This is a genomic window from Microbacterium maritypicum, assembly GCF_041529975.1.
Classification (GTDB): domain Bacteria; phylum Actinomycetota; class Actinomycetes; order Actinomycetales; family Microbacteriaceae; genus Microbacterium.
This window is the reverse complement of record NZ_CP168030.1, coordinates 2,262,225-2,280,653: the sequence shown is the minus strand read 5'-3', so window position 1 is coordinate 2,280,653 and position 18,429 is coordinate 2,262,225. Positions and strand designations below refer to the sequence as shown.

Sequence of the window (18,429 nt, the reverse complement as noted above, 5' to 3'; positions counted from 1 at the left end):
ATGCCCGATCTGATCTTCGACGACGTCTCGATCACCTACCGCACCGCCGGGCGCGCCGGGCGGGACGAGGTCGCCGCCGTCCGCAACGTCTCACTGACGCTGCCGGCGGGCCAGACGCTCGGCATCGCCGGGGAGTCGGGGTCCGGTAAATCGACCCTGGCGATGAGCGTGCTGCGCCTGCTGCCCCACAACGCACGCCTGAGCGGCCGCGTGCTCCTGGGCGACCAGGACGTCGCGGAGCTCTCCTTCGGCCAGCTCCGCGCGGTGCGCTGGGCGCAGACCTCCATCGTGTTCCAGGGGGCGATGCACTCGCTGAACCCGGTACGGACCGTGGGCTGGCAGCTGCTCGAGGCCCTGGAGCTGCACGCGTCGGATCGCTGGAAGAGCGAGAAGGGCCGCAAGCAGCGTATGGCGGAGCTGCTGGATGTCGTCGACCTCCCGCAGCAGAAGTCCGAGTCGTACCCGCACGAGCTCTCCGGCGGCCAGAAGCAGCGGGTGATGATCGCGATGGCCCTGGCGTGCGACCCCGAGGTCATCATCGCCGACGAGCCGACGACCGCTCTCGATGTCATCGTGCAGAAGCAGATCCTCGACATGATCTCGCGGCTCGTCTCCGAGCGCGGCATCTCGATGCTGATGATCAGCCACGACCTGTCGGTCCTCGCGACGGCGTGCCAGCGCATCGCCATCATGCGCGACGGCGAACTCGTCGAGGTCGGTGAGAGCTACGCCGTCTGCACGCGTCCGACGCAGGACTACACCCGGCAGCTGGCCGACGCCTTCCCCACCATCGGCGATCCGGCCTCCCGCCTGGCGCCGGTGACCCGGCACGGGCAGGGCGCCGACGAGGTGCCGGACATCGCCCATGGCGACGAGGTGCTGCTGGAGGCCCGCGGGGTCAACGTCACCTATCGCTCGGGTAGTCGACCGGTGCACGCCGTGCGCGACGTCGACCTCACCGTGCGTCGAGGCGAGATCGTCGCGCTCGTCGGACAATCCGGTTCGGGGAAGTCGACACTCGCCAGGGCGCTCATGGGCCTGCAGCCCGCCGACCCCGGCTCACGGATCCTCTTCGACGGCGCGGAGATGCCCACGAAGGGCCGCGACCTCGCGCACTTCCGCTCTCAGGTGCAGCTCGTGCTCCAGGATCCCTGGGCCGCGCTGAACCCGAAGCACAGCGTGTACGAGTCGGTCGCCGAAGGTCTGCGGGTGCAGCACTTCACAGGCGACGAACGCGAGCGCGTGGCCCAGAGCCTCACGGATGCCGAGATGACGCCGCCGGAGAGGTTCTTCAGTGCCATCCCACAGGAGCTCAGCGGCGGGCAGCGCCAGCGCGTGGTCATCGCCGGTGCCCTCGCCGTGCAGCCGCAGATGCTCATCGCCGACGAACCCGTCGCTTCGCTCGACGCCTCGGTGCGGGGAGAGATCCTCGGCCTGCTGCTCGACCTGCGCCGGCGGCTCGGACTCTCCGCGCTCGTCATCACGCACGATTTGGGCCTCGCCTGGAACATCGCCCACAGCGTCGCCGTGATGTACCGCGGGGAGATCGTCGAACGGGGCACGACCGAGGAGGTCCTGTTGAATCCACAGCACGAGTACACCCGGCATCTGCTCTCCGCAGCACCGCGCATCGAGGAGCAGCCGGCATGACCCGCACGACCTCTCCTTACCTCGACTCCGCCCCGCTGCAGCCCGGAGACACCGTGGCGATCGTCTCGCCGTCCGGGCCGGGGAACGAGGAGAACACTCAGCGCGCGGTCGACTACTACGAGTCATGGGGTCTGCGGGTGCGGGTGGGCGACCACGTGCTCACCCCGCACCCGCGCGCGTCGTACCTCGCCGGTCCCGACGATGTGCGCCGCTCGGATCTCGTCGATGCGTGGATGGACCCGGACGTGGACGCCGTCGTGGCCGCCCGGGGCGGGTACGGGGCACTGCGACTGCTCGACGGCATCGACTGGGCGGAGATGCGTCGCGGAGCGCTGCGGCGCGACGGTCGTCCGAAGCTCCTCACCGGCTCCTCCGACATCACCGCGCTGCACGAGACCATGCGCGCGCACCTGGACCTGGCGACGCTGTTCTGCCCGATGGCGGGCAACAACGTCTTCCGCGACTCGGAACAGGTGCGCGCCGACGTGCAGCGGTGGTTGTTCGAGCCCTGGCGCGGACGCGAGCTGATCGGCCCGAAGACCGAGGTGATGACACCGGGGCGTGCGATCGGGCGTTTCACCGGCGGCAATCTCAGCTTGCTCGCCGCCGGGCTCGGCGCCCCCGAGGCTGCCGTGCCCGCTCCCGGCGTCCTCTTCCTCGAGGACATCACCGAGGAGCCGTACCGGCTGGACAGCTTCGTGACGCAGCTGCGGAGGGCGGGGCGACTCGCGCAGGCGACCGGGATCGTGCTGGGCTCCTGGCACGAATGCGGCGACCTCGAGCTCGTGCACGCCCTCATGCGCGACGAGTTCCAGGACGCCGGTGTGCCCGTGCTGTGGGAGCAGGGCTTCGGGCACGACCCGCACGCCCTGACGATCCCCCTCGGCGTCGACGGCGTCCTCGATGCGATGACGGATGAGCCGCGACTCACGGTGGGAGTGCCCGGATGATCGCCGTGCCGACGCTCGACCCCCGCATCACCTGGTCGGTGCGGATGATCGACGCCGACAGCGGCGCCACCCTCGCCGAGCACGACCCACACGTGCAGTGCGAGACCGCCAGCATCGGCAAGATCTTCCTCCTGCTCGAAGTCGCGCGCCGGCTCGAAGACGGCACGCTCGATCCGGATCAGCCGGTCGCCATCCCGGAGGGGCACCGTGTGGAGGACTCCGGTCTGCTCTACCGGATGCGCAATCAGGGTATCGGCGTGCACGACGCCGCCCTCCTCGTCGGCGCGGTGAGCGACAACCTCGCCACGAACGCCCTCATCCACCTGTGCGGCCTCGAGTCCGTGCGCGCCGTCGCGCCGGCCCTCGGATACACGCAGACCTCGCTGCACGACTACATCCGCAACGAGCGCACGCCCGACCTGCCCTGGACACCGTCGTACGGCACCGCGGCGGAACTGGCCGACCTGATGCGCCGCCTCGGTGCCGGTGAGGCCTTCTCCCCCGCGGTGAGCGCACGCGTGCTCGACTGGCTGGCCGCCGACACCGACACGTCCATGACCGCCGATGCCTTCCTGCTCGACCCGCTCGCCCACGTGGACGCCGAGTACCAGGGCATGGTCCTGCGGCACAAGACCGGCAGCGTCGGATTCGCCCGCGTCGACACCGGCCTGCTCCGCGGCCCCGTCGCGACCGTCGCCTACGCGGTGGCCGCGAACTGGAAGCAGAGTCCGACCGATCTGCGCGCGCCCGTCATCGACGGCATGAGAGACATCGGAGAACGGATCCGACTGCATGTCACCGGGCTCGCGCGTGACGAGACGGGGCTCGCATGAGCGTCATCGGCGCGGAACTGCCTGCGGATCACGGCACGGTGTGGTCCGTCCTGGTGAAGGACATCGACACCGGCGAGGTGCTGCTGCAGCATGAGCCCGAGGCGGCGCTCGACACCGCGAGCGTCGGCAAGATCTTCCTCCTGCATCGGCTGCTCACCGAGGTCGATGCCGGGACGCGGAGCCTGGAAGAGCGCGTGACGCGCCGCCCCGTGGAGTCCATCGACGACTCCGGACTCTGGTACCTGCTGCAAGCGGCGGAGCTGTCGCTCTACGACGTGGCCGCCCTCATCGGCGCGGTCAGCGACAACGCCGCGACGAACACCCTGGGCCGGGTGATCGGGATCCCCGTGGTCCAGGAGCACACGCGCGCCCTCGGCTACACCTCCTCCGCGCTGGACGACATCGTGCGATGGCCGATCCCGCCCGGCGCTCCGACGACGCTGTCGCATGCGAGCGCCACCGAACTGGTGCGATTCATGACGCGTCTCGCCGACGGGACCGACCTGACCCCGGCATCGGCCGACACCCTCCGACGCTGGCTCGGCGCGGGCATGGACCTGTCGATGGTCGCGTCCGCCTTCGACCTCGACCCGCTCGCACACTGGGGCTTCGACCGCGGCATCTGGCTGCTCAACAAGACCGGCACGATCTCCCGGGTGCGCGCCGACACGGGCATCGTGATGTCGCCGGATCGCCGGATCGCCTATGCGGTGCTGGCGAACTGGGACCGCGGCGCGGACGGGCGCGGACCGGTGCTGACCGCGATGCGCACGATCGGCGAGGGCATCCGCAGCGCGCTCGCCGGGTGAGTTCAGAGCTCAGGAATTCCGCGTGTGGTCGGGGCGAAACGCCGCCCCGACGCGAATCGGCGCTGCGTTCTTCCTGAGTTGTGCACGCGGGTCAGACGGCCCCGGCGCGGGCGAGACGCGCCCGGACCTCGTCGATGGGCACCGCACGCGCGGTCCGACCATCGGGGCCGACGGTCGTCTCGGCGGCGAGCACGGAGTTGATCAGGGCCTCCTCCACGGCATCCATCGTGGCGGCGAACAGCGGCGACAGCACGTCGTCCGCCACCGGCCCTCCGAGCGCCGGATCGTGCACCGAGAACGCGATCGCGTAGTCGCCGCTGCCCTGCGCGTAGTCGGCGCCGACGCCCCGCATCGCGAACACCGCACGGCCGGCCACCCGCCCGAGCTGGCGTCCGTCGACGGGCGCATCCGTCGCGACGACGATCATGCACGAGTTGCCGACGGGTTGAGCTGCGGCCTCGGCCAGCAGCTCCTCCGCGGGAAGCGGTACTCCCGCGATCCGCAACGTCCCACTGAAGTTGGTCTGCACCAGGGCACCGACCGTGCGCGTCCGTCCGGCGACGTCGACGAGTCGGGACGACGTGCCGATGCCGCCCTTGTAGCCGAGCGCGACCGTCCCCGCACCGGCCCCGACGCACCCCTCCACGACGGGGCCGGCGGCCGCCGCCTCCAACGCCTGGACCACCTGCTCCTCGCCGACGGCCCGGCGCCGGATGTCGGAGAGGAAGCCGTCGTTCGTCTCACCCACGACCGGGTTCAGCGTCATCGTCCGCGCGTGGGACGGGGTCGCCAGCAGGTGTCCGAGCAGCGCGTCGGCGACGCGGAAGACCGACAGGGTCGAGGTGAGGAGGATCGGGGTCTCCAGTGCGCCGAGCTCGCGGAGCTGCGTGGCACCGACGAGCTTGCCGTAGCCGTTGCCGACCGAGAGGTTCGCGGGGAGGCTGCGGCGCTCCCCGGTCAGGGCATCGGGCACGATCGCGGTGACCCCGGTGTGGAGACCATCGCCGTGCAGCGTGGCGTGCCCGACCCGGACACCGCCGACATCGGTGATCGCGTTCTCCGCACCGCGCGCGAACGCCCCCGACGGGACGCCGAGGTCGGCGAGGCGGGGACGGGAGGAGGCGGACGACAGCGGTGTCATGCTCCGATCCTTCCAGGGGCGGAGGAGCGGACATCCGCGCCGCGCCGGGCGACTCCGCCGTGTCCAGCCGGCCTTCCGCTCGCTCGGTAGACTGGTCCGCACACCCCACACTCAGGCACGCTCACACAGTGCCGCATACATCGCTCGAGGAGACCCCATGCCTGCTTCCGAATCGATTCCCACCGGGATTCCCGACAAGCCCGTACTCGAAGGTCTCGAAGCGAAGTGGGACGCCGCCTGGGCGGAGCAGGGCACCTACCTGTTCGACCGTCTGCGCGCGGCACAGGCCGGCCGTGAGGGCGTGTACTCGATCGACACCCCGCCGCCGACGGCATCCGGAAGCCTGCACATCGGGCACGTGTTCTCGTACACGCACACCGACGTGAAGGCCCGCTACGAGCGCATGCGCGGCAAGACCGTGTTCTACCCGATGGGCTGGGACGACAACGGCCTTCCCACGGAGCGCCGCGTGCAGAACTACTACGGCGTGCGCTGCGATCCCTCGCTCCCCTACGACGCCGACTTCACGCCCCCGTTCGAGGGCGGCGACAACAAGTCGAGCCGCGCGGCCGACCAGCAGCCGATCAGCCGCCGCAACTTCATCGAGCTCTGCGAGCGCCTCACCATCGAGGACGAGAAGCAGTTCGAGGCGCTGTTCCGTCAGCTCGGACTGAGCGTGGACTGGACCCAGACCTACCGCACGATCTCGGACGACACTATCCGCCAGAGCCAGCTCGCATTCCTGCGCAACATCGAGCGCGGCGAGGCCTACCAGGCACTCGCACCGACCCTGTGGGACATCGACTTCCGCTCCGCCATCGCGCAGGCAGAGCTCGAGGACCGCGACCAGCAGGCCGCGTACCACACGATCGAATTCCCCTTCGCGGACGGCTCGGGATCGATCGCGATCGACACCACGCGCCCGGAGCTACTCCCCGCATGCATCGCCCTCGTGACGCACCCGGAGGGTCCGCACAAGCACCTCATCGGGACGAAGGTGAAGACGCCGTTCTTCGGCGCCGAGATCGAGATCCACGGACACCACCTCGCCCAGCCCGACAAGGGCACGGGAGCGGCGATGGTCTGCACCTTCGGCGACGTGACCGACATCGTGTGGTGGCGAGAGCTGCGCACCACCGAGAACGAGCCCCTGCCGAACATGACCACGATCGGCCTCGACGGACGCTTCCTCCCCGAGGCGCCCTCGTCCGTCGAGAACCCGGAGGCGGTCTCCTGGTACGCCGAGGAGCTCGCGGGCAAGACCGTGTTCAGCGCGCGCAAGGCGATCGTCGAGAAGCTGCAGGAGACCGGCGACATGACGGCCGTCGGCAAGCCGTTCAACCACGCGGTGAAGTTCTTCGAGAAGGGCGACCGTCCGCTCGAGATCGTGTCGACCCGCCAGTGGTACATCCGCAACGGCGCCCGCGACGGCGAACTGCGCGACACGCTCATCGCCCACGGTCAGGAGCTCGCCTGGCACCCGGAGTTCATGCGCGTGCGCTACGAGAACTGGGTCGGCGGCCTCACCGGCGACTGGCTGGTGTCGCGCCAGCGGTTCTTCGGAGTGCCGATCCCGCTCTGGTACGCGCTCGACGAGAACGGCGAGCGCGACTACGACCGTGTGCTCGCCCCCGACGCGGCGACGCTCCCGATCGACCCGACGACCGATGTCCCCGCCGGATACACCGAGGACCAGCGCGGCGTGGCCGGCGGGTTCGACGCCGAGGCCGACATCCTCGACACCTGGGCGACGTCGTCCCTCACGCCGCAGCTCGCGGGTGGCTGGCAGCGCGACGAGGAACTCTGGAACCTCACCGCGCCGTTCGACCTGCGCCCGCAGGGTCAGGACATCATCCGCACGTGGCTGTTCTCGACCATGCTGCGCTCCACTCTCGAAGACGACCGGACCCCGTGGCGTAACGCCGCGATCTCCGGCTTCATCGTCGACCCCGACCGCAAGAAGATGTCGAAGTCCAAGGGCAACGTCGTCACCCCGGCCGATGTGCTCGAAGCTCACGGCTCCGACGCGGTGCGCTACTGGGCGGCATCGAGCCGACTCGGCATGGATGCGGCGTTCGACCCGCAGAACCCGACGCAGGTGAAGATCGGCCGTCGCCTCGCCATCAAGGTGCTGAACGCGGCCAAGTTCGTGCTGTCGTTCCCCGTGCCCGAGGGCGCGCAGGTGACGCATGCCCTGGATGCATCGATGCTGACCGCCCTCGACGGTGTGGTGACCGAGGCGACCAAGGCGTTCGATCGCTACGACGCCGCCCGCGCGCTCGAACTGACCGAGGCGTTCTTCTGGACCTTCTGCGACGACTACCTCGAGCTCGTGAAGGAGCGCGCCTACAACCAGGCCGACGTGGGTCAGGCTTCCGCAGCGCTCTCGCTGCGCCTGGCCCTCTCGACGCTCCTCCGCCTGCTGGCGCCGGTGCTGTCCTTCGCCACCGAGGAATCGTGGTCGTGGTTCGAGGAAGGGTCCGTGCACACGGCGGAGTGGCCCACGCCGCTCGGCATCGACGGCGACCCGGCCGTGCTCGCTGCCGCGAGTGAGGCGCTGATCGGCATCCGTCGGGCGAAGACCGAGGCGAAGGCGTCCCAGAAGACTCCGGTCTCGCGCGCCGCGATCGCCGCTCCGGCTGCGAAGCTCGAGGCGCTCCGTGCCGCCGCCGATGACCTCCGCGCCGTCGGCCGCATCGCCGAGCTCGAGTTCAGCGAGGCCGAGGAGTTCGCGGTCACCGCGATCGATCTCGCACCGGTCGAGGGTTCCTGATGCAGCTCGGCACTCGATGGGCGGCCGGATCCGAGGCACCGGCCTCGGTCCCCGCATCGCTGCGTCCCGCGATCGCCGCGGTGGAGGCGAAGGGCCTCACCGGCCACTGGACCCTCACCTGGCTCGAGGGACGCGCCATCGCGGAGCTCGACGCCGGCTGGGAGGTCTTCCAGGCCGCATCCGGCGAGGTCGTCGCCCGCCCTTTCGCGGACTGAGCCGGCCCGCGCGGAGAGACGCGGAGAGACTTCGGCCTCCTTCAGAACCGAGGGATGTCGAGCTGCGCGAGCGCGCGGGTCAACGACTGCGGATCCTGTGTCGGTGTCTGCTGCTGCCGCAGTCTGTCGAGAACGCGCGCGTGCCGCTCGACCCGGCGGGCGACGCGGCGAGCGACCCATGCGGTGAGAGTCTCGGCCAGCCGAAGTAGCCGAGCCTCGGTGTGGGTCGGAGCCATCAGGTGAAGCGTTGCGGTGGTCATGCTTCCTCCTCCGAGTCGGTGGCGGGTGCGGATGACGCGGTCGACGGTGTCGACAGGTCGAAGAGCTCGGTCCGCAGCGACACCCGCCGCACGTCCGGGCCGGTCTGACCCCGGTAGCGCTCGATCGCGCCCTCGACGATCGCCTCGAGCTCATCGCGGAGCGACACCGCCTGCTCCGGCGTCAGATCCAGGTGCGTGGTCATGATGACGCCGGTGTCGCGCCACTCCTCCGGCACGTCCGCCTGAGGGCGATTGACGTAGGCCATGAGGGTCTCGTGACGAAGACGGAAGAACTCCGAGTTGACGATCTGGGCCGCCGCGCGATTGGCGGGCGAGGTCATCTCGTCGGGACCGGGAACGTCGATCCGTCCCTTCGGCCGTTCCCACCACCGCTCGCGGGCGGTGCCTCGCCCCTCGACCTCGCGGATGAGGTCGTGCGCGGCGAGTGCGCGAAGGTGGTAGCTCGTGGATCCGGAGGTCTCCCCCACCAGGGCCGCCAGCGAACTGGCGGTCTGCGGACCGCGAGCCGCGAGGAGGTCGAAGATCTTCACCCGAAGCGGATGCGCCAGCGCCTTGAGTGCCCCGGCATCGAGCGTCCGTACCTGCGTCCCGTTCGTCATGTATGCAAAGATACCTTTGCAAAGCTTTCTTTGCAAGTGTTTCTTTGCAAGACTCTCCTGACGATTCCTGAGCTCTGACGACCTCGGTGGATAGGCTCGGAGGATGACCGACGCCACGAATCCGCTCCTCCAGCCGTCGACTCTCCCCTTCGGGCTCCCCGATTACCCCGCGATCCGGCCCGAGCACTATCTCCCGGCGTTCCAGGCCGGGTTCGAGGAGCAACTCCGCGAGGTCGCCCGCATCACGATGGTGCGATCGATGCCGACCTTCGAGAACACCCTCGAGGCGCTCGAACGCTCGGGCGAGCTGCTCGACCGGGTCGCGCACGCCTTCTACACGGTCAGCTCCGCGGATGCGACGCCGGAGATCCAGGAGATCGACGAGCAGCTCGCACCCCTCATGGCCGCCCACCAGGACGCGATCACCCTCGACGCGCAGCTGTACTGGCGCGTGCAGCAGGTGTTCGAGCAGCGGGATGCTCTCGGTCTCGACGCCGAGCAGCGCTACCTGGTGGAGCGCCACCACCGCGAGATGACGCACGCGGGTGCCGGCCTCGACGACCAGGCCAAAGAACGACTGACGGCGCTGAACCAGAAGCTCTCGACGCTGACGAACACGTTCGAGCGCAACCTGCTGAACGACACGAACGACCTCGCCGTGGTGTTCGACACCCCCGCGGAGCTCGATGGTCTGAGCACCGGAGAGCTGTCGGCCGCGGCGCGTGCCGCGACGGACCGCGGGCTCGACGGCAAGCTGCTCATCACGCTGCCGCTGTTCACGGGACACCCCGCGCTGGCCCAGCTGCGAGTGCGGGAGTCGCGACGGCGCATCATGGCCGCCTCTCTCGCGCGCGGATCCCGCGACAACGCGAACGACAACCGCCCGGTCCTCCTCGAGATCGTGCGGCTGCGGGCGGAGCGTGCGGCTCTGCTCGGGTACGAGTCGCACGCGGCGTACGTCACCGCCGACGAGACGGCCGGGACTCCCGATGCCGTCGAGCAGATGCTGCGTCGGCTCGCCGCGCCCTCCGCACGTAATGCGACGGCCGAGCACACCGCTCTGCAGGCGATCGTCGACGAGACCGAATCCACGCCGTTCGCCGTGGAGGCCCACGACTGGGCGTACTACACCGAACGGGAGCGCACGGCGCGGTACGACATCGACTCCAGCGCCCTGCGCCCCTGGTTCGAGGCGGAGCGCGTGCTGCAGGACGGAGTCTTCTTCGCCGCGACGCAGCTGTACGGTGTGACGTTCGCGGAGCGCGAGGACCTGGTGGCGTACCACCCCGGGACTCGCGTGTTCGAGGTGCGCAACGACGACGGAACTCCCGTCGGCCTGTACGTCCTCGACCTGTACACGCGCGATTCGAAGCGCGGTGGGGCGTGGATGAACGCGATCGTGAGCCAGTCACGACTGCGCGGAACCGCACCGGTCGTCGTCAACAACCTCAACGTGCCGCTGCCCGGCGACGGCGAGCCCACACTGTTGACTCTCGACGAAGTCACCACGCTGTTCCACGAGTTCGGACATGCCCTCCACGGACTCTTCGCGACGGTGACCTACCCGCACTTCGCCGGGACGAACGTGTTCCGGGACTTCGTCGAGTTCCCGAGCCAGGTGAACGAGATGTGGATCCTCTGGCCGGAGGTCCTCGACAACTACGCCCGACACCACGAGACCGGCGAACCCCTCGACCCCGCCATCGTCGAGCGCCTGCGCGCGACCGAGACGTTCGATCAAGGCCACGCGACGAGCGAGTACCTGGCCGCCGCATGGCTGGACCAGGCGTGGCACCGCGTGGGCGTCGACGCGGAGATCGGCGACGTCGCCGCGTTCGAGGCCGCCGCCCTCGCCGACATCGGCCTCGACGACCCGGCTGTCCCCACCCGCTACTCGTCCACATACTTCGCGCACGTCTTCTCCGGCGGGTACAGCGCGGGCTACTACTCCTACATCTGGAGCGAGGTGCTCGACGCCGACACGGTCGACTGGTTCCGGGAGAACGGCGGGCTCACCCGCGCCAACGGTGACCGGTTCCGCGGGCGCTTGCTCGGGGTCGGCGGTTCGAAGGACCCCCTGCAGGCGTACCGCGACTTCCGGGGTCGCGACGCTGAGATCGAGCCGCTGTTGAAGCGCCGTGGCCTCGGCGGCTGAGTCGTGAGACCCTGAGGGCATGAACGCATTCCCCGACGCACCGTTCGGCCCGGCTGACCGTCTGGACCTCGACGCCGTTCCGCTCGCGGTGATCCGTCACAACGGCATCCGCATCGCCGACCTTTCCGACGCGTTCGACGCGGGCTACTCGGCGATCGCCCTGACGTTCGCCGGCGACGTGCTGACCCCGGCCGGCCCCGCGCTCGCGATCTACCACGGCGACCCGATGGACGTCTTCGATCTCGAACTCGGCTACCCCGTGGTCTCCCCGCCGGAGAATCCGATCCCCACGGCGAGCGGGAGTGTCATCATCGGCTCGGCCCTGCCGTCGGGGCCCGCTGTCGCGACGACCGTGCTCGGCTCCTACGAGGAACTCGGTGCCGGATGGGCGGGTCTCGTCGAACGCGCCGGAGCGCAGGGGCTCCGTACCGGAAGTGTCTGGATCGAGGTGTACGTGTCCGATCCGAGCACAACGCCGGCAGAGCTGCGCACCGACCTCATCTTGCCGCTGGCCTGATCGAGGTCACGCGCTCTTGCGCTTGCGCTCCATCACGATGGTGGGCGGCGCGCCTTCGTCGACGGCCGCGCGGGTCACGATGACCTTGGCGACGTCTTCTGCCGAGGGGATCTCGAACATGATCGGACCGAGGACGTCTTCGAGGATGGCACGGAGCCCGCGGGCACCGGTCTTGCGCTCGACGGCGAGGTCGGCGATGGAACGCAGAGCCTCTTCTTCGAACTCGAGCTGCACGCCGTCGATCTCGAACATGCGCTGATACTGCTTCACCAGCGCGTTGCGCGGGCCGGTCAGGATGTCGATCAGCGCGGCCTGATCGAGCGGCGAGACCGACGTGACGACGGGAAGACGGCCGATGAACTCGGGGATCAGGCCGAACTTGTGCAGGTCTTCGGGGAGCACCTCGCTGAACAGGTCGAGGTCCTTGCCCTTGTCGTGCAGCGGCGCACCGAAGCCGATCCCGTGCTTGCCGACACGTGCGGACACGATGTCCTCGAGCCCGGCGAAAGCCCCGGCGACGATGAACAGCACGTTCGAGGTGTCGATCTGCAGGAACTCCTGGTGCGGGTGCTTGCGGCCACCCTGCGGCGGAACCGACGCGACCGTGCCCTCGATGATCTTCAGGAGCGCCTGCTGCACGCCCTCACCCGAGACGTCACGGGTGATCGACGGGTTCTCGGCCTTGCGGGCGATCTTGTCGACCTCGTCGATGTAGATGATGCCCTGCTCAGCGCGCTTGACGTCGTAGTCGGCGGCCTGGATGAGCTTGAGCAGGATGTTCTCGACGTCTTCGCCGACGTACCCTGCCTCGGTGAGCGCGGTGGCGTCGGCCACGGCGAAGGGCACGTTCAGGCGCTTGGCGAGCGTCTGCGCGAGGTAGGTCTTGCCGCAGCCCGTCGGACCGATGAGCAGGATGTTGCTCTTCGCGATCTCGACCTCTTCGGCCCGCTGCTCGGCGGACTGCAGAGTGCCGAGTGCACGAACGCGCTTGTAGTGGTTGTAGACGGCGACGGAGAGAGCGCGCTTGGCGGGCTCCTGACCGACGACGTACTCCTCGAGGAACGAGAAGATCTCACGCGGCTTAGGCAGCTCGAACTCCGCGACACCGTCGCCGGAGGACTCGGCCATCCGCTCTTCGATGATCTCGTTGCAGAGCTCGACGCACTCATCGCAGATGTACACGCCGGGTCCGGCGATCAGCTGCTGGACCTGCTTCTGACTCTTTCCGCAGAATGAGCATTTGAACAGGTCAGCGCTTTCACCGATGCGGGCCATGCGCGTCCTCCTATGGGGGGATCAGAGATCGTCCTTCGAGCCTAACCGCTGCATACGACACTGGGCCGCATTGGACCGTACTCGGCATCGGGTCGCGACACATGAGGAGTCAGGAACCGCCGCTATCCCCGGTTCCGAGGCGGCGATTCCCGACCCCTCACGAGATCTGCAGAGCCGCGTCAGACCATGCTCTTGGTGTGCCAGACCGTCTTCACCTCGGTGAAGGCGCCGATCCGCTCGGGAGAGGCGACGACCTCACCCGGAGTGAGCACACGCTTGAGGGTGTCTGCGGCCGCGATCTGCATGTCGACCCAGTCGAGGTCGCCGGCACCCGCGAGGTCGAGGGCGTTCACATCCTGGTGCGACGCCAGCCACGGGGCGACCTCCGCAGGCGAACCCGTCAGCACGTTGACGACGCCGCCCGGCACGTCACTCGTGGCCAGGACCTCGGCGAGGCTGATGGCCGAGAGCGGATGCCGTTCGCTGGCCACCACCACGACCGTGTTGCCCGCCACGAGCGCCGGAGCGACGACCGAGACCAGCCCCAGCAGCGCGGAATCCTGCGGCGCGATGATCGCGACGACGCCCGTCGGCTCCGGAACCGAGATGTTGAAGTACGGGCCCGAGACCGGGTTCGCGTTCCCCGCGACCTGGGCGTACTTGTCGCACCAGCCCGCGTACCAGACCCAGAGATCGATGGCGTCGTCTACCTGCGTGGCCGCGGCCGAGGACGAGAGTCCCTGCTGGGCGACGATCTCGTCGATGAACTGCGCACGCCGACCCTCGAGCACCTCGGCGACACGGTAGAGCACCTGTCCGCGGTTGTAGGCGGTCGCCCCGGACCAGCCCTTGACCGCGGCGCGCGCGGCCACCACGGCGTCACGGGCATCCTTGCGGGAACCCTTCGCGGCATTGGCGAGGAATTCGCCCTTGGGCGAGAGCACCTCGTACGTGCGACCTGACTCGCTGCGCGGGAAGGCCCCACCGATCGCGAGCTTGTACGTCTTCGGGACGGTCAGTCGCTTGCTCATGCTGTGGCTCCCTTGAGGTAGGCGGTGAGACCCTGGCGTCCGCCCTCGCGGCCGTATCCGGACTCCTTGTATCCACCGAACGGGCTCGACGGATCGAAGCGGTTGAAGGTGTTGGCCCAGATCACGCCGGCGCGGAGCCGGTCGGCCACCGCGAGGATGCGGGATCCCTTGTCGGACCAGATGCCCGCCGACAGCCCGTAGGGCGTGTTGTTCGCCTTCGCCACGGCCTCGGCCGGTGTGCGGAAGGTGAGCACCGAGAGCACGGGACCGAAGACCTCGTCACGGGCGATGCGGTGCGACGCCTCGACTCCGGTGAAGATGGTCGGAGCGAACCAGAACCCCTGCTCGGGGATCGCGCAGTCCGCCGTCCAGCGCTCCGCACCTTCGGCCTCGCCGATGTCGCTCAGCTCGCGGATGCGGGCGAGCTGCGCCGCCGAGTTGATCGCACCGATGTCGGTGTTCTTGTCGAGCGGGTCGCCGAGGCGCAGAGTCGACAGGCGCGACTTGAGCCGGTCGACGACCTCATCGTGGATCGACTCCTGCACCAGCAGGCGGCTCCCTGCGCAGCAGACGTGGCCCTGGTTGAAGAAGATGCCGTTGACGATGCCCTCGACGGCCTGGTCGATCGGAGCATCGTCGAACACGATGTTCGCGGCCTTGCCGCCCAGTTCCAGCGTCACCTTCTTCTTCGTACCGGCCACGGCGCGCGCGATGTCGCGACCGACGCCGGTCGAGCCGGTGAAGGCGACCTTGTCCACATCAGGGTGACGCACGAGCGTCGAGCCCGTGGCTCCCGCGCCGGTGACGATGTTCACGACACCGGCCGGAAGGTCGGCCTGCTGCAGGATCTCGGCGAAGATCAGCGCCGTGAGCGGCGTAGTCTCGGCGGGCTTGAGCACGACCGTGTTGCCGGCGGCGAGAGCGGGCGCGATCTTCCACGCGAGCATGAGCAGCGGGAAGTTCCACGGGATGATCTGTCCGGCGACGCCGAGAGCGCGGGGGTTCGCGCCGAGCCCGGCGTGATCGAGCTTGTCCGCCCAGCCCGCGTAGTAGAAGAACCAGGAGGCGACGAGCGGCACGTCGACGTCGCGACTCTCCTTGATCGGCTTGCCGTTGTCGAGGCTCTCCGCGACGGCGAGCTCGCGAGCACGCTCCTGCACGAGGCGGGCGATGCGGAAGAGGTACTTGCCGCGGTCGCGGCCGCTCATCCGAGACCAGGTCTTCTCGTAGGCGCGACGCGCCGCCTTGACCGCACGGTCCACGTCGTCGTCACTCGCGGAGGCGATCTCCGCGATGTGCTTCTCGGTCGCCGGGGAGATGGTGTTGAAGGGCGTGCCCGACCCGTCGACGAACTCGCCGTCGATGAACAGCCCGTAGCTGTTCTTGAGGTTCAGGACCGCAGTGGACTCCGGTGCGGGAGCGTATTCCAGAAATGACATGTTCGTCTTCCCGTCAGTCGATCGTGACGTAGTCGGGGCCCGAGTAGTGGCCGGAGCTGAGCTTCTGACGCTGCAGGAGCACATCGTTGAGAAGGCTGGACGCACCGAAGCGGAACAGGTGCGGCTGCAGCCACTCCTCCCCCACGGTCTCGGCCACCGTGACGAGATACTTCACCGCGTCCTTCGAGGAGCGGATGCCGCCGGCCGGCTTCACGCCGATCTTCTCACCCGTGCCGCGGTGCCAGTCGCGGACCGTCTCGAGCATCAGCAGCGTGGTCGGCAGGGTCGCCGCAGGCTGCACTTTTCCGGTCGACGTCTTGATGAAGTCGCCTCCCGCCAGGATGCCGAGCCAGGAAGCGCGCTTGATGTTGTCGTAGGTGTTCAGTTCACCGGTCTCGAGGATCACCTTGAGGGAGGCGGACGAACCGTCTTCGCGGCGGCAGGCTTCCTTCACCTGGGCGATCTGATCGAACACGAGGCCGTAGCGCCCGGAGAGGAAGGCTCCCCGATCGATGACCATGTCGATCTCGTCTGCGCCCGCGGCGACCGCCTCGGCGGTGTCGGCGAGCTTGATCGCGAGCGACGCACGGCCGCTCGGGAACGCCGTGGCCACTGCCGCGACCGAGATCAGACCGTCGTCGGGGTCGCCGTGCAGGCCGCCCAGGGCGGTGACCGCGTCGCCCACCATGTCGCCGTACACGCACACGGCCGCGACCCGAGGGGTCGAGGGGTCGGCGGCGTCCGGATTCTTCGCCTTCGCGACGAGCGATCGCACCTTGCCAGGAGTGTCCGCACCCTCGAGTGTGGTGAGGTCGATCAGCTTGATGATGGTGTCGAGGGCCCAGGCCTTCGACGTGGTCTTGATGGAGCGGGTGCCGAGGCCCGCAGCGCGCTGCTCCAGGCCGACCGCGTCGACGCCGGGGAGCCCGTGCAGGAAGCGACGGAGGGTGGCATCGTCCGGCTCACCGCCGAGGACATCCACCGCCGTCCTGCGGCTGATTTCTGTGGTCGTCACTGTTCCTCCAACAATGCTCGTGCTGTGGTCTCATCGGTCACCAGTACACCGCACAGGCCACTGGTCACGACCGTGCGTGCGATGTCGTGCTTGGCGGGGCCCGCCGTGACGAAGATCGCGTGGGCGGCTCCGCGCAGCCGGTCGAGCGACACGCCGACCGTCCGGGCGTCGAGCTGCGAGTCGACGATGTTGCCCTCGGCATCGACGTAGCGGCCGAGAACGTCACCGACCGCGCCGCGCCGCGCCAGCTCCTCGACCTCCTCGCCCGTGAGGTAGCCGTTCTCGACGTGGGCGGACGAGGCATCGCAAGGTCCCGCGGTGAACAGGAACGCCTGCGCCTCGGCAGCTTCTTCGAGAACCGCCGCGACCGTGCGGTCGGACTCGATGGCCTGTTTGGTCTCCACGCGCTCGAGGATCGCCGGGCTCGGCAGCAGCGACACCTGCCCGGAGGCGCGCTGGGCGATCGTCACGGCCAGCCCGGCCGCGCCGCCGGAGCGGCGGTTCAGGCTGACGCCGCCGTTGAGCTGCACGACGGTGACACCGTTGGCCCATCCGTCGGGGAGGGCTTCAGCGACGGCACGGAGCGTACGCCCCCAGCTCACGCCGAGGGTGCGCGGAACCGGACGCAGCGCGGTCAGGAAGTCGGCGGCAGCCTGCGCGACGCGCTCGAGCGTCCCGTCGTCGCCGTCCGGCGCGGGCACGACGACGGCATCGGTGAGGCCGAACCGCTCCACCAGCATCCGCTCCAGACCGAGCCGACGGGCACGCGGGTGCACGATCTCGATGCGCACGATGCCGCGGTCCTTGGCCTGGACCAGAAGTCGGCCGACCTTCCAGCGGGAGATCTTGAGGAGCCCGCCGATCTCGTCCTGGGTCTTGTCCTCGTCGTAGTAGAGCTCGGCGACGCGAACCATGAGTAGATCTTCTTCCACGGCATCCTCCTTCCTCACCCAGCGTAGGCCGGAAACTGCGTTCGCGCACGCAATTGCTCATATGAGCAGAACGCCCGCAGCGCGTGCACATTCGCCGGACACGGCGAAGGGGCGCCCGTCATGATGACGGACGCCCCTTCAGAACCGAACGGTCTCAGACCCGCTTGCGCGTGGTGAGCACCTGGTCGACGATGCCGTACTCCAGCGCCTGCGCGGCGGAGAGGATGTTGTCGCGATCGATGTCACGGTTCACCTGCTCCGGGGTGCGCTTGGTGTGCCCTGCCAGGGTCTCCTCGAGCCAGGTCCGCATACGGAGGATCTCCGCGGCCTGGATCTCGATGTCCGAAGCCTGGCCGTGGCCGGCCTCGCCCATCGCGGGCTGGTGGATCAACACTCGGGCGTTCGGCAGCGCGAGACGCTTGCCGGGCGCGCCGGCCGCGAGCAGCACGGCCGCGGCGGATGCCGCCTGGCCGAGCACCACGGTCTGGATCTGCGGCGCGACGTACTGCATCGTGTCGTAGATCGCCGTCATCGCGGTGAACGAACCACCGGGCGAGTTGATGTACATCGTGATGTCACGCTCGGAGTCCTGGCTCTCCAGGACGAGGAGCTGCGCCATCACGTCGTCGGCCGACGCGTCATCGACCTGCACGCCGAGGAAGATCACGCGGTCTTCGAACAGCTTGTTGTACGGGTCCTGACGCTTGAACCCGTAGGCCGTGCGCTCCTCGAACTGCGGGAGCACGTAGCGGCTGGAGGGCAGGTCACCGGCAGCGCGGAAGGTGGGTGTGTACATGAGCGTCCTTTCGCTTTC

17 protein-coding genes are annotated in these 18,429 nt (G+C 68.9%); 8 read left to right on the top strand and 9 right to left on the bottom strand.

Annotated features, from left to right (window positions below):
* The 4 genes from ACCO44_RS11080 to ACCO44_RS11065 are packed head-to-tail and all read left to right on the top strand — an operon-like array spanning window position 1 to window position 4,242.
* Entirely contained in the window at window positions 1-1,650 is a 1,650-nt protein-coding gene (locus ACCO44_RS11080) for an ABC transporter ATP-binding protein (protein WP_091037104.1), read from the top strand.
* On the top strand, window positions 1,647-2,600 hold the full coding sequence (locus ACCO44_RS11075) for an LD-carboxypeptidase (RefSeq protein WP_372466573.1): 954 nt from the start codon (window positions 1,647-1,649) through the stop codon (window positions 2,598-2,600). The genes ACCO44_RS11080 and ACCO44_RS11075 overlap by 4 nt, the downstream gene beginning before the upstream one ends.
* Window positions 2,597-3,433, top strand: coding sequence for a serine hydrolase (locus tag ACCO44_RS11070; RefSeq protein ID WP_105710144.1), 837 nt, complete (start codon window positions 2,597-2,599; stop codon window positions 3,431-3,433). The genes ACCO44_RS11075 and ACCO44_RS11070 overlap by 4 nt, the downstream gene beginning before the upstream one ends.
* The gene (locus ACCO44_RS11065) at window positions 3,430-4,242 is read left to right on the top strand and encodes a serine hydrolase (RefSeq protein WP_372466572.1); all 813 of its coding nucleotides are present in this window, start codon (window positions 3,430-3,432) and stop codon (window positions 4,240-4,242) included. Before ACCO44_RS11070 ends, ACCO44_RS11065 begins: the two co-directional genes overlap by 4 nt.
* A gap of 91 nt (window positions 4,243-4,333) precedes the next feature.
* Here the strand turns inward: ACCO44_RS11065 and ACCO44_RS11060 are convergent, their stop codons facing one another.
* Complete coding sequence (locus ACCO44_RS11060) at window positions 4,334-5,383, bottom strand: P1 family peptidase (protein WP_262001118.1); 1,050 nt, start codon at window positions 5,381-5,383, stop codon at window positions 4,334-4,336.
* A gap of 157 nt (window positions 5,384-5,540) precedes the next feature.
* On the opposite strand from ACCO44_RS11060, the gene valS reads away from it, so the two are divergent.
* Together valS and ACCO44_RS11050 are read left to right on the top strand one after the other, a co-directional pair.
* Window positions 5,541-8,156 carry a valine--tRNA ligase gene (gene valS, locus ACCO44_RS11055; protein ID WP_372466571.1) on the top strand — a complete coding sequence of 872 codons (2,616 nt, stop codon included), beginning with the start codon at window positions 5,541-5,543 and terminating at the stop codon, window positions 8,154-8,156.
* Complete coding sequence (locus ACCO44_RS11050; RefSeq protein WP_029261637.1) at window positions 8,156-8,371, top strand: hypothetical protein; 216 nt, start codon at window positions 8,156-8,158, stop codon at window positions 8,369-8,371. The genes valS and ACCO44_RS11050 overlap by 1 nt, the downstream gene beginning before the upstream one ends.
* Before the next feature lie 41 nt (window positions 8,372-8,412).
* Here the strand turns inward: ACCO44_RS11050 and ACCO44_RS11045 are convergent, their stop codons facing one another.
* Window positions 8,413-8,631, bottom strand: a complete 219-nt coding sequence (locus tag ACCO44_RS11045) for a hypothetical protein (RefSeq protein ID WP_372466570.1) — start codon at window positions 8,629-8,631, stop codon at window positions 8,413-8,415.
* Window positions 8,628-9,251 carry an ArsR/SmtB family transcription factor gene (locus tag ACCO44_RS11040; RefSeq protein ID WP_372466569.1) on the bottom strand — a complete coding sequence of 208 codons (624 nt, stop codon included), beginning with the start codon at window positions 9,249-9,251 and terminating at the stop codon, window positions 8,628-8,630. Before ACCO44_RS11040 ends, ACCO44_RS11045 begins: the two co-directional genes overlap by 4 nt.
* 103 nt (window positions 9,252-9,354) lie before the next feature.
* On the opposite strand from ACCO44_RS11040, the gene ACCO44_RS11035 reads away from it, so the two are divergent.
* Window positions 9,355-11,406 carry a M3 family metallopeptidase gene (locus ACCO44_RS11035; protein ID WP_372466568.1) on the top strand — a complete coding sequence of 684 codons (2,052 nt, stop codon included), beginning with the start codon at window positions 9,355-9,357 and terminating at the stop codon, window positions 11,404-11,406.
* 19 nt (window positions 11,407-11,425) lie between these two features.
* Entirely contained in the window at window positions 11,426-11,923 is a 498-nt protein-coding gene (locus ACCO44_RS11030) for a GyrI-like domain-containing protein (RefSeq protein ID WP_372466566.1), read from the top strand.
* A 6-nt stretch (window positions 11,924-11,929) separates the two neighbouring features.
* Here the strand turns inward: ACCO44_RS11030 and clpX are convergent, their stop codons facing one another.
* The 6 genes from clpX to ACCO44_RS11000 form a co-directional block, all read right to left on the bottom strand.
* Window positions 11,930-13,198 (bottom strand): ATP-dependent Clp protease ATP-binding subunit ClpX, encoded by a 1,269-nt coding sequence (clpX, locus tag ACCO44_RS11025; protein WP_372466565.1) that lies wholly within the window; start codon window positions 13,196-13,198, stop codon window positions 11,930-11,932.
* Window positions 13,199-13,377: 179 nt separating this feature from the next.
* Entirely contained in the window at window positions 13,378-14,229 is an 852-nt protein-coding gene (locus ACCO44_RS11020; protein ID WP_372466564.1) for an aldehyde dehydrogenase family protein, read from the bottom strand.
* Entirely contained in the window at window positions 14,226-15,668 is a 1,443-nt protein-coding gene (locus tag ACCO44_RS11015) for an aldehyde dehydrogenase family protein (protein ID WP_372466563.1), read from the bottom strand. Before ACCO44_RS11015 ends, ACCO44_RS11020 begins: the two co-directional genes overlap by 4 nt.
* 13 nt (window positions 15,669-15,681) lie before the next feature.
* On the bottom strand, window positions 15,682-16,683 hold the full coding sequence (deoC, locus tag ACCO44_RS11010) for a deoxyribose-phosphate aldolase (RefSeq protein ID WP_029261629.1): 1,002 nt from the start codon (window positions 16,681-16,683) through the stop codon (window positions 15,682-15,684).
* The gene (locus ACCO44_RS11005; RefSeq protein WP_029261628.1) at window positions 16,680-17,615 is read right to left on the bottom strand and encodes a sugar-binding transcriptional regulator; all 936 of its coding nucleotides are present in this window, start codon (window positions 17,613-17,615) and stop codon (window positions 16,680-16,682) included. Before ACCO44_RS11005 ends, deoC begins: the two co-directional genes overlap by 4 nt.
* Window positions 17,616-17,769: 154 nt before the next feature.
* Window positions 17,770-18,411 (bottom strand): ATP-dependent Clp protease proteolytic subunit, encoded by a 642-nt coding sequence (locus ACCO44_RS11000; RefSeq protein ID WP_029261627.1) that lies wholly within the window; start codon window positions 18,409-18,411, stop codon window positions 17,770-17,772.
* Window positions 18,412-18,429 lie beyond the last annotated feature (18 nt).